Raw genomic sequence first — 14,850 nt, forward strand, 5'->3', positions numbered from 1 at the left:
CTAGTGCGACTGGCTTGCATTCGACTCCCCGCCGGGAAAGGGGCTTTCGTGCTCCCGCAACTTCTGCAGCGATCGGGTCAGCCTGGCGCCGTGCTTGCGGTCCGCGGCCAGCAGCAGGGCCTCTATGCCGTCGTCCAGGCCCGCCAGCTCGCGGTCACCCGGTAGCCTGGTCGCTTTCATCTGCTGCAATTCGTTGGCAATGCGCTTGCCCAGCTTGCGCACAAACTCCGGGTCAAGGTGACCTTGCGCTGCAGCACCTCCAATATGCTCGATCAAGCGCATCAGACCTTCGGGGGTGGTCTCGGTCGCAGATGGTATTTCGTGTGTCATTGGCGGCTCCAGTGGGCGCGTCAGATCATTTTACGCAGCGAATGCTCGTAAGATGGTACGTATTTCGCGGGACCAGTGCGATCAGATTCGCCTCGATATGCGCAATACGCCAGCTAGAATCGGGAAGGATTCCCCCGCACCGACATTCCAATCATGAAACCCGAATCCGATCCCATGCAGAATGCGCCGCCAATTGACGCGGAGGAGGGGCGCCTCGGCACCCCGGTCGACCCGGATGGCCTGCTGAATGGCAATGAGCTCTATATCAACCGCGAACTCAGCCAGCTGGAGTTCTTCGGCCGCGTGCTGGAGCAGGCCGCCGATCCCGCGGTGCCGCTGCTTGAGCGCCTGCGTGCCCTGTGTACCTTCAGCAGCAATCTGGATGAGTTCTACGAGATCCGCGTGGCCGGCCTGAAGGAGCAGTGCTTGCTTCAGTCTCCGGTGGTCGGCCCGGACGGGCTGACGCCGCAGGCGGTCTATGCCAGGGTCAACCAACGGGTCCGGGAACTGGTCGATCAGCAGTACCGCCTGTTCAATGACATGCTGATTCCGGCCATGGCCGAGCAGCAGATCCGCTTCTTGCGGCGGCCCTCGTGGAACCTCGCGCAGGCGGAATGGATCCGGGAGTTCTTCTTCGCCGAACTGATGCCAGTCCTGACGCCGATCGGCCTGGACCCGGCGCATCCGTTTCCACGGGTGCTCAACAAAAGCCTGAATTTCGCCGTTGAACTCGAGGGCAAGGATGCGTTCGGGCGCAACTCCGGCTATGCGATCGTGCAGGCGCCACGAGCGTTGCCGCGGGTGATTGCCCTGCCACCGGAGATCGCCGGATGCGAGCATGGCTTTGTGTTCCTTTCTTCCATCCTGCATGCCCACGTCGGCGAGCTGTTCAGTGGCATGACCGTGCGCGGCTGCTATCAGTTCCGCGTGACCCGCAACAGCGAACTGTTCGTGGACGAGGAAGAGGTCAAGAACCTGCGCGAGGCGCTGCAAGGCGAACTGCCGCACCGTCATTATGGTGATGCGGTCCGGCTGGAAGTGGCTGACAACTGCACGCCGGCAATGACTGGATTCCTGCAGCAGCAGTTCGGCCTGGCGGCAAGCGAGGTGTTCTCCGTCAACGGACCGGTCAACCTGGTTCGCCTGATGCAGGTGCCAGATCAGGTGGACCGGCCGGAACTGAAGTACCTGCCTTTCCGGGCCGGCCTGCCGAAGGTGCTGCACGAGCATTCCGATATCTTCCGCGCCATTCGCGAGGGCGACATCCTGCTGCATCACCCGTTCCAGTCGTTCACACCGGTGGTGGACTTTGTCAGGCAGGCGGCACAGGACCCCGATGTGGTGGCAATCAGCCAGACGGTGTATCGGGCCGGGCACGACTCGGTCCTGCTCTCGGCACTGATCGAGGCCGCGCGCAACGGCAAGGAAGTCACCGTCGTGGTGGAACTGCTGGCCCGCTTCGATGAAGAGGCCAATATCGGTTGGGCAACGCAACTGGAGGAAGTCGGCGCGCATGTCATCTATGGGGTCGTCGGCTTCAAGGCGCACGCCAAGATGGTGATGGTATTGCGACGCGAGGGTGGGAAGCTCCGGCGCTATGTGCATCTCGGAACCGGGAACTATCACCACCAGACCACGCGCACCTATACGGATTTTGGATTGCTCACCTGCAATGAGTCGCTGACGCAGGATGTGGCGCAAGTGTTCAGCCAGCTGACTGGTCGTGGCCAGACCCATTGCATGACCCATATCTGGCAATCGCCCTTCACCTTGAAGACGGGGTTGCTTGAAGCGATCCGGCGCGAAGCCGGGCACGCCAGGGCCGGCCGCAAGGGATGGATCGTGGTCAAGATGAATGCGCTGCTGGAACCCGACCTGATTCAGGCGCTGTACGACGCCTCACGCGACGGAGTCCGTATCGACCTGATCATCCGGGGCGCCTGTGCGCTGCGCCCCGGCGTTGCCGGCCTGTCGGAGAACATTACGGTGAAATCCGTCATGGGCCGGTTTCTCGAGCACTCGCGCATCTTTTATTTTCACGATGGCGGGGCGGAAAAGGTCATGCTATCCAGCGGTGAATGGATGGAGCGAAGCCTGTCCCGGCGGATCGAGATCTGCTTTCCCATCCTTGATGCCGGGTTGAAGGAGCGCGTTATCGCGGAAGGGCTGAAACCGTACCTGGCAGACCGGCGTGACACCTGGCAGATGGCGCCGGACGGAACATACGAGCGTCAGGGCTCGCGTGACGGCGAGGGCGCGCAGAATATCCTGCTGTCGGCGTTGACGTGATCCCTGCATAAGGGCCACGCTGGCGCGGCACCGCGCCTGCGTGGCCGTGCCGCTGCTCAACCGAGATCGTCCTGGATCGGCCGGTGTCTGAACACCGCGCGGATGATGCCATGGTCGTTGGTGCCCAGGCCCTTGTGATCGCTAAAGTTCAGGTGATCGTTGTTGATAATGAGCCCGTCGAACAGCCAGCGGCGCCGCTTGCTGTTGTCATATAGCTGCTCGCTGACCAGGATGTGATCAAGCGATTCGCGAAAATCCTGGAAGACATGGGTGTAGTAGACATCGCGCGTGTCCCGGTATTCCTGCAATGTCTGCGCGGTATAGAGCGCAATATCGCCACCACCGACCGAGTCACCCACCAGATAGGCAGGCTGCTCGGTCAGGATATTGGCGGTATTGCTCAGTTGGCCGTCGTTGATATCGCCCATCACCACCACTGCGGTGTTGTTGCCTTTCATGCTGTCGGTCAGCATGAAGCGCAGCGCGGCCGCTTCGGCGGTACGCCGGATCGTCGACAACGCAGCGCCGACGGCTTTGGCATGTTTCGCGTAGATTTCCTTTTCATACCAGGCCTCGCCATCGATCCGGGTCGGCTGCTTCGACTTGAAATGGCATACGTACATGTGCATGGCAGGCTCATCCTCGCGCGGCCGGATGGTGAAATGCAGGACCGGCCGGGAAAAGCCGCGAATACTGACGCTGATCTGCGGTGTCTGCGGATCGTCTCCCTTCGATTTCAGCACGAATTTCTCGGGAAAATCGGCGATCCACTCGGCCTCGCCTGCGAGCAATCCGCGGCGGACGATGGCTGCGCACACAATGCCCTTGCCATTGGCGTTGTCCGGCACCAGCACGTCATAGGCATCGGCCAGGCCGGCGGCCTCGACTGCCGCGAGCAGCGCGTCGCCATGCCACAGCTCCTGGAATCCGACCACGTCGGCGTCGATCAGCTTCAGCTGGCTCGCCGTCCAGGCGATCTTGCGCTCGTATTCCTGCTCGCTCCAGCCGTTGCGGTCGGTATAGAGAGGCAGGCCCGGCACATTCAGGTTGTACAGGTTGAACGTCGCGATACTTAGTGTCTTCAGGTTCATGGCGGACTCTCCGTTGGCGCATGCGCGAATCGCCCCCGGAGTTCAGCAAGCCTTGCGCCCGGTGTCTATCTCGTTTCGATGACAATCGCCGGGCCACGCGAGGATACCCGCGGGTCGACATCTCACAGCCCGATCGTGCCGAGTGGGTATTCGGACAGTGGCCTGCCTTCACCATTAATTTTCTGTCGCCCATGACGTTTCATTTGCTATACATACTTTTTCCGACTGCTCTGGCGGCCTGTCTAATACTTCCTCGCTAAGCCGTTCAGCTCGCGCCGGCATTCCACTCCAGTGGCGATTGGCGGCATTTTCGGGGCGCTGGAAAACAGTGTCCGCGGTGGCTGCCGGAGCCTCCGGAAGCCACTTTCCATGGCCGGAAATGCCTTGTCCTGCAAGGCTTCGCGGGAATTACGCAGCCCCGCGGCGACTGTACCCCGTGAATAGTGCCGAGCGCTCCGGCATTATCCCGCGCGGGCATTTTCATCCGCGCTGCGGGACGCCATTTCGCATAACCGAAGCTCGTCCATAGAGCCGATTTTCCATTCCGATTCCGCCAGCTAGATTGACCTCATCGTTGGCGCTTGCCAAGGCTGACGAATTCTATGTGCTCAAAAGCCAGGGAAAGGGGTCCATCCATGAAACGCATCCATTTGAAACTTGTGGCTTTGCCGCTCGCCTGTCTGGTCATCACGGCCGCCGGTTGCGGGGGAGGCGGGGGGGGCGAATCGACGCCTGCCAGCGCCGCCGCCACAGCCCCAGGCACGGGAACGTCAGCGCCAGCGTCACCCACGACGCCAACAACGCCCGCAACGCAGACCGCCGCCAGCAGCAGCGCCATGCTGTCGGGTACCACTGATCCCGGGCCCGAGATCGGCAAGGACGGGGACTTCTACCTGAATACCGTGACCTGGATGCTGTTCGGGCCCAAGGCAAACGGCACGTGGCCGGCAGGGGTTTCGGTGGCGGGTACCGGCAATACCGGAGCGGCCGGGAACACCATCCTGTCCGGCTCGGTCGATCCGACCGACAGCGTCGGCAACAATGGCGACTACTACATCAATACCTCCACCTCGACCCTGTTCGGGCCCAAGGCAAACGGCACGTGGCCGCCGGGCGTCCAGATGGGTGGCGGCACCGGGTCGGGCACCGGTGGCGGCGTCGTCCTGACGGGCGCGGGGGCACCAGCCAACAGCGTTGGCAACAATGGCGACTACTACCTCGACACCGATACCTGGACGCTGTACGGGCCCAAGGCCAATGACGTGTGGCCGGCAGGGGTCTCGCTGGTCACCCAGCCGGGCGGCAGCGGCGGCACCGGCGGCACCGGTGGCGGCACTGCAGGCAATGGCGGTCACATCCTGTACGGCAGCGGTGCGCCGACCGACGACATCGGCGTCGATGGCGACTTCTATTTCGACACCACGACCTCGACGCTGTACGGTCCCAAGGCGGGCGGCAAGTGGCCAACTTCGGGCGTGAGCATGGGGACAGGCACCGTCTACAACGGCAACTTCAACGTGCCAGCCACGCTCAGCCGCGGCAACTATGCCATGACCGGCGCCGGCGGGGCGGTTCCCTTGCCTTCGGACTTCGGCGTCGTGATCCCCTACGATTGCAGCCGTGTCACGCTCACTGCCACCACACTCGGCAAGGTGCAGGGAACGCTGGACATTTCGGTGCACACGGTGACAGGGGCCGGCGCTTCAGCGACCATCACGCCGGTCAGGGACCTGAGCTGCAAGATCAGCAATGGCCAGCAGAGCTGCAGCCAGGAGGTGCCGTCCGGAACCGTCAACCGCAACGACAAGCTGCAGGTACAGGTCGACACCAACCAGGCCACCGATTGGGGAGGCCTCACCGTCAAGCTTGCCTGCGTCATCTAAGCCGGTTGGACGGGGGCGCGCGTCTGTGCCGGGGAGGGCAGACCGGCGCCTGAGCGGAGGCAGGGCAAATTGCCCTGCCTCCTTTTCATTTCCCCAAGGCGCCTGGCATGGTGAACGACTGCGTGCAGCGCGTTCGGCTTGACCTATTGCATACCGGGACAGTGCGGAGCGCGGATGACCCCGGCCGGGTTGACCGAGGATGTCGGCCACCGCTACGAGATGCGGTTTCCGCTCAACGTGACCTGTCGGTGGGGACCTGGCAGAGCAGTTCGGGCAACACGTCGGCATCGCCGACGCCCTGATGCGTCATCGGAGCCGCGCCTGTCTGGCCGGACAATGACTAGCCACCAGCGCGGACCACATCCTCAGCCGGCAGCCTGCCCCGCAGGCATAGTGCCCTGAGCGTCGAGGCAAGCAGCCGCTCCCAACGGCGCCGCCATGATGGCCGCATCGCGTCGCCGGGCCACGGGCACGGCTGTGCCGGCTCCGTATCGGCTGACACGGCCGCTTGCAGCGTTGGCTGCGCGAAGACGGCGTGCCCGCTGTACTGGGTCAGCAGTTCCTCGCGGCTGACTTCCTGCACCCCACCGCCCCAGCCTGGCAGGGCGACGAGAAACCGTCCGTGCTCGCAGCGCTGCAGCAGTACGCACGGCCTGTTCTTGTCCAGCAACAGCATGGCCGGTATCGAGGTATCCGGGATATCGTCGAGGTCGTGCTCCGCCAGCCGGGTCGACAAGCCGGCGCGCGCCGCCGCAGTGCAGAGCAGCGGCAACGTCAGGGCCTGCCCGTCCAGCGGCAGCCCTTCCAGCAGGACCGCTGAAGGCACCGTCCGTTGCAGGGCCCGGTTCAGCAACAGCAGGCAGCCCAGCAACGGATCGTCCGCAGCCGTGAGCCGGCTCATTGCGGCAGGAGGCTCCCGGCGGCCAGCAATGAAATGCAGGTCGGAAGTGCCGGGATGCACCGTGGGCCTTATCCTGGGTTGCTGTGTGCGCCGCGATGGCGCTGATTCAGCTTCGATGTCTTTTGCTGGCGCCTCGCATCGTGCAAGGTCAGCCGACGCGTGTCGCCCGCGCGGATTCCGTTCACCCATGATTCCCCCCCGGTTTCAGTGGTGTGAGCTCTACTGCGAGGGTAGTGCACCAGGTTGCGCGAGCCCATCGTGCAAACAGGTTAGTGCAGCCGCAGCGAGACTGATTCAGGATTGAAACGCCCGGGGCATGCCTGTTCCCTGGTGTGGACCGGCCGGCCCCCTCAACGCCGCTGCGCCAGCCAGATTCCCGCCGCGATCGCGGCCAGCCCCACCGCGTGGTACCAGCGGGGCCAGTCGCCCAGCAGCAGCGTGGACAGCAGCGCCGCGAATACCGGCGTCAGGGTGATAAAGAACACCGGCAACTGAGCGCCCGCGCGGGCGATGGCGCGGTCCCAGGCAAAGTAGGCGAGCAGCGAGGGAATGGTTGCTACATAGAGCAGGATGGCCGCGACCTTGCCGCTCCATTGCAGCGGCTGGTCCAGCGTCATCAGCTCCCATGCCGTCACGGGAGCGCTTGCCAGTACGCCGGTGACGATCTGCGCGAACAGCAGCACGGGCAGGGGCACGGCGGGCCGCTGTTTGCGCAGCAGCCAGGTATAGCCGCTCCAGGCGATGGTGGCGGCCAGCATGAACAGGTCGCCGGCAACCAGGTCCAGCTGGGCGAGCCGGCCCAGTTCGCCGCGTACCAGGACGAAGGTCACGCCGACCATGCACAGCAGTGCCCCGGTGACATGCCATGGCTTCACCCGTTCGCGAAAACAGATCGCGCCGATCACGATCAGAAACAGCGGCGTGGATGCGCCGATCAGCGTCACGTTGATCGGGGTCGAGGTGGTCAGCGCCAGGTACTGCAGGGCGTTATAGCTGGCGATCGAAAGCACGCCCAGGGCGGTGATCACGCCGGCGTGCCGGCGCAGTGCCGCGCGGTGCTCGATCACGCCGCGCCAGGCAAAGGGTGCCAGCAGCAGCCCTGCCAGCACCCAGCGCACAGAGTTCAAGGTGATGGGTGGCACCGTGCCGGCGGCCAGGCGGCCGACGATGGCATTGCCGGCCCAGCTCAGTGGCGGGAAGGTAAGCAGGAACAGCGTTGTCCAGTCGATGCGTCCAGTGGTGTTGCTGCTTGCGGGCATGGGGAGGGAAGTGCTTGCAAATAGCGCATTATCCGCCATATGCGGCGCCGGGGCGCCAGGCGCCAAGGGTCAGGCAGCCGGGCAGGGGCCAGCAAGCAAGGAAGCGCAAGAGGAAATCGGGCGGCGAATCAGCCCGCCCGCCGCAGGGGAATCGTCATGGCCTTGCGCAGGCCATGACCGCAGTCACATGTCAGGCGTCCCGAGCGCCCGGCTGATGCGCAAGGCGGCCAGCGTGCCGATCACGCCAGACAGCAGGTAGAGGCTGACCGCCGCGAGGCCGAACAGCGAAGACAGGCCCAGCGCCACCAGCGGCGCAAAGGCGGCGCCGAACAGCCAGCCGAAGTCCGTGGTCAGCGCGGCTCCGGTGTAGCGGAAGCGGCGTTCGAAGTTCGACGTCACCACGCCCGCAGCCTGTCCGTACGACAGGCCCAGCAAGCCGAAGCCGACCAGGATGAAGATGTCCTGGCCGGTCGCGCCGCCACCGAGCAGCCACGGCGTTGCCAGGCTGAAGATGCCGATCAGCACGGCCATTGCCGACAGCGTGGTGCGCCGGCCGACGCGGTCCGCGATCCAGCCGGAAAGCAGCGTGCCGATGAACGCGATGAAGCCGCCCACGATCTGCACGGCCAGCACGTCGGAGATGCTCTGCGTGCGGTGCAGGATCACCCAGGACAGCGGGAACACCGTGACAAGGTGGAACAGCGCATAGCTGGCCAGCGCAGCAAAGGCCCCCAGGAAGATGTTGAAGCCTTGCGCGTTCACCATCTGCAAGGTGCTGATCGGCTCCAGCTCGTCTTCTTCGAGCAGTTGCGTGTACTCATGGGTCACCACCAGGCGCAGCCGTGCAAACAGTGCCACGACGTTGATGGCGAAGGCCACGTAGAACGGATAGCGCCAGCCCCACTCGATGAATTCAGGCGGGGTCAGACTGGCATGCAGGAACAGGTACAGCGAACTGGCGACGATAAACCCGGTGGGTGCGCCGAGCTGGCCCACCATCGCATACCAGCCGCGCTTGTCCTCCGGCGTGTTGAGCGCCAGCAGCGACGGCAGCCCGTCCCACGACCCGCCGAACGCAATGCCCTGAAGGAAGCGGAACAGCGCCAGCAGGTAGATCGACGCGGCCCCGATCGAGGCGTACGACGGCAGGAACGCAATCCCCACCGTGGCCGTGCCGAGCAGGAACAGCGACGCCGTCAGCTTGATGCCGCGGCCCCAGCGCCGCTGGATGCGCATGAACAGCGCGGTGCCGAACGGGCGTCCGATAAACGCAAACGAGAAGATCGTGAAACTGAAGAGCAACCCCGCCAGCTCGCTCGCAAACGGGAAGTAGACCGCCGGGAAGACAAGCACGGAGGCGATGCCGTACACGAAGAAGTCAAAGTACTCCGAGGCCCGTCCGATCACCACCCCGGTGGCGATCTCGGCGGGTGCCACCTGGTGGTGGCCGGGCGCCGGAGGTGCAGTCGGCGATGCGCGATGCTGGTGGGTGAGGCTGGCCATCGTCAAGTCTCCTTCTGGCAGGAGTGCGTCGATACTGCACATGGAGCCGACCCCATTCCGATGAAATTGGCTCTTAAGTCTCGCACTGACAAGAATAGCGCCTAAACTGCCATAGAAAAACGAAAGGTGAGTTCGCCGGCAGTTTGCCGATATTCCTCAGACGCCACTTCCGAGACTATGGGCCGCTTCGACTCTGTAGTGCCGCCAAGACGTGTGCAGGGAAGACTACTGCTGCGATGTGCCGCCGCAGTCATGCTGGCGTGCCTGGCCGGTTGTAACGCAGTGCTGCTTGCGCCATCCGGCGACATGGCCCTGCGCCAGCGCGACCTGATCATCATTGCCACCTGCCTGATGTTGCTGATCATCGTTCCGGTGATCATCCTCACGCTGCTGTTTGCGTGGCGCTATCGGGAAAGTGCGACCGACGCGCCCTACAACCCCGACTGGGACCATTCCACTGTGCTCGAGCTGGCGATCTGGGCCGCGCCGCTGCTGATCATCATCGCGCTGGGCGCCGTGACCTGGGTCAGCACCCACCAGCTCGATCCGTACCGGCCGCTGACGCGGATCGACGCAGGCCGGCCGGTCCCGGCAGACGTGAAGCCGCTGACGGTGGAGGTGGTGGCGATGGACTGGAAGTGGCTGTTCCTGTATCCCGAGCAGGGCATCGCCACCGTCAACGAGCTGGCGGCGCCGGTCGACCGGCCCATCGCTTTCCGCATCACCGCCACCTCGGTGATGAACGCATTCTTCGTCCCGTCGCTGGCGGGCATGGTCTACGCCATGCCCGGCATGGAAACCAAGCTGCATGCCGTGATCAACAAGTCCGGCGTGTATGAAGGCTTCTCGGCCAACTACAGCGGCGCGGGCTTCTCCCACATGCGTTTCAAGTTCCATGGGCTGTCCAACCAGGACTTCGAGAGCTGGATCCAGCAGGTCAAGTCGTCGGGCCAGGGCCTGTCCACGGATACGTACCTCAAGCTCGCGCAGCCCAGCGAGCGCGACGCGGTGCAACGCTATGCCAGCGTGGCGCCAGGCCTCTACGACCTGATCCTGAACCGTTGCGTGGGCGGCGGGCGGTGCATGGCAGACACCATGGCGCTTGACCGCAGCCGCGGCAAATTCGACCCGTTCGCCGGCATCTGCACGGCGCGCAACACCGCGGCCACAGCGCCCGTGTTCGCGTCGGAGTCCGCGCGCAATGACGGCCGGGTGCTGCTGCAGTAGGGTGCGGATCCGGATCTTCCCTTGCGGTACTGGCCAGCCCCATCGGCCATGGTTGGTTAATTCAGGCCCCAGGTGACAAACATGCCCGAGCGCTCGGAACTCGCCAATTTGATCTTCGGCCGGCTTTCGTGGGAGGCCCTCCCGCTGCACGATCCCATCCTGCTCGGCACCTTCATCGTGGTGGTGATCGGTGGGGGCGCAATCGTCGCGGCGCTCACCTACTATCGCCTCTGGGGCTACCTGTGGCGGGAATGGTTCACCAGCATCGACCACAAGAAGATCGGCATCATGTATGTGATCCTGGGCATCGTGATGCTGCTGCGGGGTTTTGCCGACGCGATCATGATGCGCATCCAGCAGGCCATCGCGTTCGGCGACAACCTTGGCTACCTGCCGCCGCACCACTACGACCAGATCTTTACCGCGCACGGCGTGATCATGATCTTCTTCGTCGCCATGCCGCTGGTCACGGGGTTGATGAACTTCGTCATGCCGCTGCAGATCGGCGCGCGCGACGTGGCCTTCCCGTTCCTGAACAACTTCAGCTTCTGGATGACCACGGGCGGTGCCATCCTGGTCATGATGTCGCTGTTCGTGGGCGAGTTCGCGCGCACCGGCTGGCTGGCCTATCCGCCCTTGTCCGGCATCATCCACAGCCCTGACGTCGGCGTCGACTATTACATATGGGCGCTGCAGGTGGCCGGGGTAGGGACCTTGCTATCCGGCATCAACCTGCTGGTGACCATCGTCAAGATGCGGGCGCCCGGCATGACGCTGATGCGCATGCCGATCTTCACCTGGACCGCGCTGTGCACCAACGTGCTGATCATTGCCGCGTTCCCGGTGCTGACCGCGGCGCTGGCGCTGCTTGCGCTGGACCGCTACGTCGGCACCAACTTCTTCACCACCGAGCTGGGCGGCAGCGCCATGATGTACGTGAACCTGATCTGGATATGGGGCCATCCGGAGGTGTACATCCTTGTCCTTCCGGTGTTCGGGGTGTTCTCGGAAGTGGTCGCCACGTTCTGCCGCAAGCGCCTGTTCGGGTACGCGTCGATGGTCTACGCCACGGTAGTGATCACCGTGCTGTCGTACCTGGTCTGGTTGCACCATTTCTTCACGATGGGATCGGGCGCCAGCGTCAATTCGTTCTTCGGCATCACCACCATGATCATATCGATCCCGACCGGTGCCAAGATCTTCAACTGGCTGTTCACGATGTACCACGGCAAGATCCGCTTCGAGCCCCCCATGCTCTGGACCATCGGCTTCATGGTCACGTTCGTGATCGGCGGCATGACCGGCGTGCTGCTGGCGGTGCCGCCGGCTGACTTCTCCTTGCACAACAGCCTGTTCCTGATCGCGCATTTCCACAACGTGATCATCGGCGGCGTGCTGTTCGGCCTGATGGCAGGCATTACTTACTGGTTCCCGAAGGCATTCGGCTATCGCCTGGTCTCGTCCTGGGGCAAGGCATCGTTCTGGTTCTGGCTGGTCGGCTTCTACTTTGCGTTCATGCCGCTGTACTGGCTGGGGCTGCATGGCGTGACCCGGCGCATGAGCCATTTCGAGGACGCGACGCACCAGGTCTGGTTCCAGCTGGCTGCGTTCGGCGCCTTGCTGATCGCCATCGGTATTGCCTGCTTCCTGGTCCAGCTGGTGGTCAGCTTCATCCACCGCGAGGAGCTTCGGGACCTGACTGGCGATCCGTGGAACGGCCGCACGCTCGAATGGTCGACTTCATCCCCGCCGCCGCAGTACAACTTTGCCTTTACGCCGGTAGTGCACGACACCGACGCCTGGTGGCACATGAAGCAGAATGGCTACGCGAGGGCGCAGCAGGGCTTTATTCCGATCCATATGCCGAAGAACACCGCGGCCGGCATTGTGCTCGCGGGGTTCTCCACGCTCTGCGGTTTCGCGTTGATCTGGCACATCTGGTGGCTGGCGGCAGCATCGTTCGCGGCGACGATCATCGGCGCGATCATCCATACGTTCAACTACCAGCGCGACTATTACCTCCCGGCCGACCTGGTGGTCCAGACCGAAGCGGCGCGCACACAACGGATGGCTGGCCATGGCTGACACGACCTTTCCCAACCATGTGAGCGGCACCGGCACCGCGGACGCGGCCCCGCCGGGGGGCTACCAGTTCTACCTGCCCGAAGACCATCACCCGCAGAACGGGACGCTGCTGGGGTTCTGGCTTTACCTGATGAGCGACTGCCTGATATTCGCTTGCCTGTTCGCCGCGTATGGCGTGCTGGGCCGGGAGTATGCGGGGGGACCGAGCGGGGCAGAGCTGTTCGAGCTGCCGCTGGTGGCACTGAACACCTCGTTCCTGCTGTTGTCTTCGATTACCTACGGCTTTGCCATGCTGCAGATGCAGCAGAACCGCATCGCCGGAACCCAGATCTGGCTGGCCATCACGGGGGTCTTCGGCGCGGGGTTCCTGGCGGTCGAGCTTTATGAGTTCGCGCACCTGATCAATGAGGGCGCAGGGCCGCAGCGCAGCGCGTTCCTGACCTCGTTCTTCGCACTGGTCGGAACCCACGGGCTGCATGTCACGTGCGGCATCATCTGGCTGGTCGTGCTGATGACCCAGGTGGCGCAGCACGGGCTGATCACGGCCAACAAGCGCAGGCTGATGTGCCTGTCGATGTTCTGGCACTTTCTTGACGTCGTCTGGATCGGCGTCTTTACCTTCGTCTACCTGATGGGAGCGTTGCCATGAGCGCGCACGACGAAACGCTGGACAGCCACGGACACAGCCACGGGCATGACGAGGACGTGGGGCCGCATGCCACGCTGGGCGGCTACCTGACGGGCTTCGTGCTGTCTGTCTTCCTGACCGCGATCCCGTTCTGGCTGGTGATGGGAAAGGTGTTCGACAAGTCGTCCACCACCGCCATCGTTATCCTGCTGATCGGGGCCGTGCAGATCGTGGTGCACATGATCTACTTCCTGCACATGAACGCGCGGTCGGAGGGCGGCTGGAACATGCTGTCGCTGATGTTCACGCTGGTGCTGGTGGTGATCACGCTGACGGGTTCGCTCTGGGTGATGTTCCACCTGAACAGCAACATGATGCCGACCATGCAGCATGAGCGCACCACCGACGCCGGCACTGCGATCGTGCCGCCCAGGACCAAGTAGGAACAGGTCCACGCAGGCGGGAATCGGATCCCGCCTCATTCCCGTTCACGGAGCCTGGCATGCGCGCAACGCGCCTTGTCGCGACCCTGTGCCTGGCGCTGCTTTCCGTGCCGGCTTGCGCGCAGCGGCTGGCCGTGGAGGTCGAGAACTTCAGCACGCCAGGCCCATGCGCGGAAGAAGACAATGTCTCGTTCGCGCTGTCCGCCGCCGCGGTTGGCAGGTTCCGCATCCAGGCATTGCATCCGCCCTACGTCAACGCCATCCGCATTGACAGCTCCGTGCCGGATTTCTCCGGGTGCAACTTCGGCAAGACGCCTCACCCGACTGATCCCCGCCATGTCTTCGTGCCGCGCACGGTCACCCTTTACGACGGCAGGGACATTGCCATTGTCGGGATCACGTTCGCAAGCTTCTGGCGGCCACATCGGGTGCCGGTCACGGTAGCGGGCAGGGCCGATGCCGGTTTTCACCTGATCCAGGTGTTCCGGAAATCCGGGCGGACCCGTACCGAGGTCCTGGTGCTCTATCCCGCCGATGGCTACTGGCGGGCGAAACCGTTGCCGGCCCGCCACCTGGGTGTCAATGCCTATGGCTCTTCGTTCCTGCTGGGGCCGATAGAGCAGGAAGGGCGCCCGGTGGTCAACATCGCTCGGATAGAAATCGAGCCGCAGCCCTTGGCTTTCACGCTGCATTTCACTGGCGGAGGCCAGGCAACGGTCGCGATCACTGAAATCAGCGACATGCGTACAGCGCTCGATGTCCGGTTCCTGCCGGCCTATGACGCCAAGCGCGCGTTCGCGATGCTGCGCTCCATGTATGTTGCCGACGACAACGCAGACGCGAGCGAGGTCACCTGGACGACCGGGCCGGCTGGTGAGGCCATCAGGAAGCCGGTGATGGCAGTTACTTCAATGCAGGCAACCGCGGTGCGATTCGGCCGTACCGTCCGGTCGCGCCACAACACCAGCGCCCCCGATTTTTTGTTCGATGCCTTCGAGGCGCCCGCGACGGAGGGCACGGCGCCAACGGGCAAGAAGCCGGGCTGAATCGATCCCCGGCAACCTCGCGACCCAGCCAAATATATTCATGTCGACAATAAAAATTGCGACTGCTATGATTTGCGCACGATAGCCTGAGCCGGTAGCAATCGCTGGCCGCCCAATGGGGGGGCTGGCAGCACTTTTCAGGCTGGGGAATAGTCGAGAGAACTG

At 63.7% G+C, this 14,850-nt stretch carries 12 protein-coding genes and 1 pseudogene; 7 read left to right on the plus strand and 6 right to left on the minus strand.

From position 1 onward, the window contains the following. Positions 1–330: a hypothetical protein gene (locus C265_RS09745; RefSeq protein ID WP_011616955.1), complete on the minus strand. Its 330-nt coding sequence runs from the start codon at positions 328–330 to the stop codon at positions 1–3. A 153-nt stretch (positions 331–483) separates the two neighbouring features. Between C265_RS09745 and ppk1 the strand changes: the two genes are divergently transcribed. Beyond that, the gene (gene ppk1, locus C265_RS09750) at positions 484–2,619 is read left to right on the plus strand and encodes a polyphosphate kinase 1 (protein ID WP_011616956.1); all 2,136 of its coding nucleotides are present in this window, start codon (positions 484–486) and stop codon (positions 2,617–2,619) included. Between the two features lie 56 nt (positions 2,620–2,675). Here the strand turns inward: ppk1 and C265_RS09755 are convergent, their stop codons facing one another. Continuing rightward, entirely contained in the window at positions 2,676–3,710 is a 1,035-nt protein-coding gene (locus tag C265_RS09755) for an endonuclease/exonuclease/phosphatase family protein (RefSeq protein ID WP_010809746.1), read from the minus strand. 635 nt (positions 3,711–4,345) lie between these two features. Here C265_RS09755 and C265_RS09760 point away from each other — a divergent pair. Then, positions 4,346–5,593 carry a hypothetical protein gene (locus C265_RS09760; protein WP_037024008.1) on the plus strand — a complete coding sequence of 416 codons (1,248 nt, stop codon included), beginning with the start codon at positions 4,346–4,348 and terminating at the stop codon, positions 5,591–5,593. Between the two features lie 238 nt (positions 5,594–5,831). Here the strand turns inward: C265_RS09760 and C265_RS32805 are convergent. The 4 genes and pseudogenes from C265_RS32805 to C265_RS09775 all read right to left on the minus strand — a co-directional run. After that, positions 5,832–5,927, minus strand: a pseudogene (locus tag C265_RS32805) (IS5/IS1182 family transposase); the annotation flags it as partial. 6 nt (positions 5,928–5,933) lie between these two features. Beyond that, positions 5,934–6,494 (minus strand): cysteine peptidase family C39 domain-containing protein, encoded by a 561-nt coding sequence (locus C265_RS09765; protein ID WP_010809748.1) that lies wholly within the window; start codon positions 6,492–6,494, stop codon positions 5,934–5,936. Positions 6,495–6,844: 350 nt separating this feature from the next. After that, a complete protein-coding gene (locus C265_RS09770; RefSeq protein WP_010809749.1) occupies positions 6,845–7,753 on the minus strand; it encodes a DMT family transporter in 909 nt (302 codons plus the stop codon). Positions 7,754–7,936: 183 nt separating this feature from the next. Continuing rightward, the gene (locus C265_RS09775; RefSeq protein WP_010809750.1) at positions 7,937–9,256 is read right to left on the minus strand and encodes an MFS transporter; all 1,320 of its coding nucleotides are present in this window, start codon (positions 9,254–9,256) and stop codon (positions 7,937–7,939) included. A 177-nt stretch (positions 9,257–9,433) separates the two neighbouring features. Between C265_RS09775 and cyoA the strand changes: the two genes are divergently transcribed. The 5 genes from cyoA to C265_RS09800 all read left to right on the plus strand — a co-directional run bounded on the left by cyoA (position 9,434) and on the right by C265_RS09800 (position 14,685). Beyond that, complete coding sequence (cyoA, locus tag C265_RS09780; protein WP_011616961.1) at positions 9,434–10,483, plus strand: ubiquinol oxidase subunit II; 1,050 nt, start codon at positions 9,434–9,436, stop codon at positions 10,481–10,483. Positions 10,484–10,564: 81 nt separating this feature from the next. Next, on the plus strand, positions 10,565–12,568 hold the full coding sequence (cyoB, locus tag C265_RS09785) for a cytochrome o ubiquinol oxidase subunit I (protein WP_010809752.1): 2,004 nt from the start codon (positions 10,565–10,567) through the stop codon (positions 12,566–12,568). Next, positions 12,561–13,217 (plus strand): cytochrome o ubiquinol oxidase subunit III, encoded by a 657-nt coding sequence (gene cyoC, locus C265_RS09790; protein WP_010809753.1) that lies wholly within the window; start codon positions 12,561–12,563, stop codon positions 13,215–13,217. Before cyoB ends, cyoC begins: the two co-directional genes overlap by 8 nt. After that, positions 13,214–13,639 (plus strand): cytochrome o ubiquinol oxidase subunit IV, encoded by a 426-nt coding sequence (gene cyoD, locus C265_RS09795; RefSeq protein ID WP_010809754.1) that lies wholly within the window; start codon positions 13,214–13,216, stop codon positions 13,637–13,639. The genes cyoC and cyoD overlap by 4 nt, the downstream gene beginning before the upstream one ends. Before the next feature lie 59 nt (positions 13,640–13,698). Continuing rightward, on the plus strand, positions 13,699–14,685 hold the full coding sequence (locus C265_RS09800) for a hypothetical protein (RefSeq protein WP_010809755.1): 987 nt from the start codon (positions 13,699–13,701) through the stop codon (positions 14,683–14,685). Positions 14,686–14,850 lie beyond the last annotated feature (165 nt).

Source organism: Cupriavidus sp. GA3-3, from assembly GCF_000389805.1.
GTDB lineage: Bacteria > Pseudomonadota > Gammaproteobacteria > Burkholderiales > Burkholderiaceae > Cupriavidus > Cupriavidus necator_D.

Bases quoted from the DNA above. Each gene is read 5' to 3' on its own strand.
- cyoD (WP_010809754.1), top strand. From the start codon at position 13,214: ATGAGCGCGCACGACGAAACGCTGGACAGCCACGGACACAGCCACGGG.
- C265_RS09765 (WP_010809748.1), bottom strand. From the start codon at position 6,494: ATGAGCCGGCTCACGGCTGCGGACGATCCGTTGCTGGGCTGCCTGCTG.
- C265_RS09760 (WP_037024008.1), top strand. From the start codon at position 4,346: ATGAAACGCATCCATTTGAAACTTGTGGCTTTGCCGCTCGCCTGTCTG.
- C265_RS09770 (WP_010809749.1), bottom strand. From the start codon at position 7,753: ATGCCCGCAAGCAGCAACACCACTGGACGCATCGACTGGACAACGCTG.
- cyoB (WP_010809752.1), top strand. From the start codon at position 10,565: ATGCCCGAGCGCTCGGAACTCGCCAATTTGATCTTCGGCCGGCTTTCG.
- C265_RS09745 (WP_011616955.1), bottom strand. From the start codon at position 330: ATGACACACGAAATACCATCTGCGACCGAGACCACCCCCGAAGGTCTG.
- C265_RS09775 (WP_010809750.1), bottom strand. From the start codon at position 9,256: ATGGCCAGCCTCACCCACCAGCATCGCGCATCGCCGACTGCACCTCCG.
- cyoA (WP_011616961.1), top strand. From the start codon at position 9,434: ATGGGCCGCTTCGACTCTGTAGTGCCGCCAAGACGTGTGCAGGGAAGA.
- ppk1 (WP_011616956.1), top strand. From the start codon at position 484: ATGAAACCCGAATCCGATCCCATGCAGAATGCGCCGCCAATTGACGCG.
- cyoC (WP_010809753.1), top strand. From the start codon at position 12,561: ATGGCTGACACGACCTTTCCCAACCATGTGAGCGGCACCGGCACCGCG.
- C265_RS09800 (WP_010809755.1), top strand. From the start codon at position 13,699: ATGCGCGCAACGCGCCTTGTCGCGACCCTGTGCCTGGCGCTGCTTTCC.
- C265_RS09755 (WP_010809746.1), bottom strand. From the start codon at position 3,710: ATGAACCTGAAGACACTAAGTATCGCGACGTTCAACCTGTACAACCTG.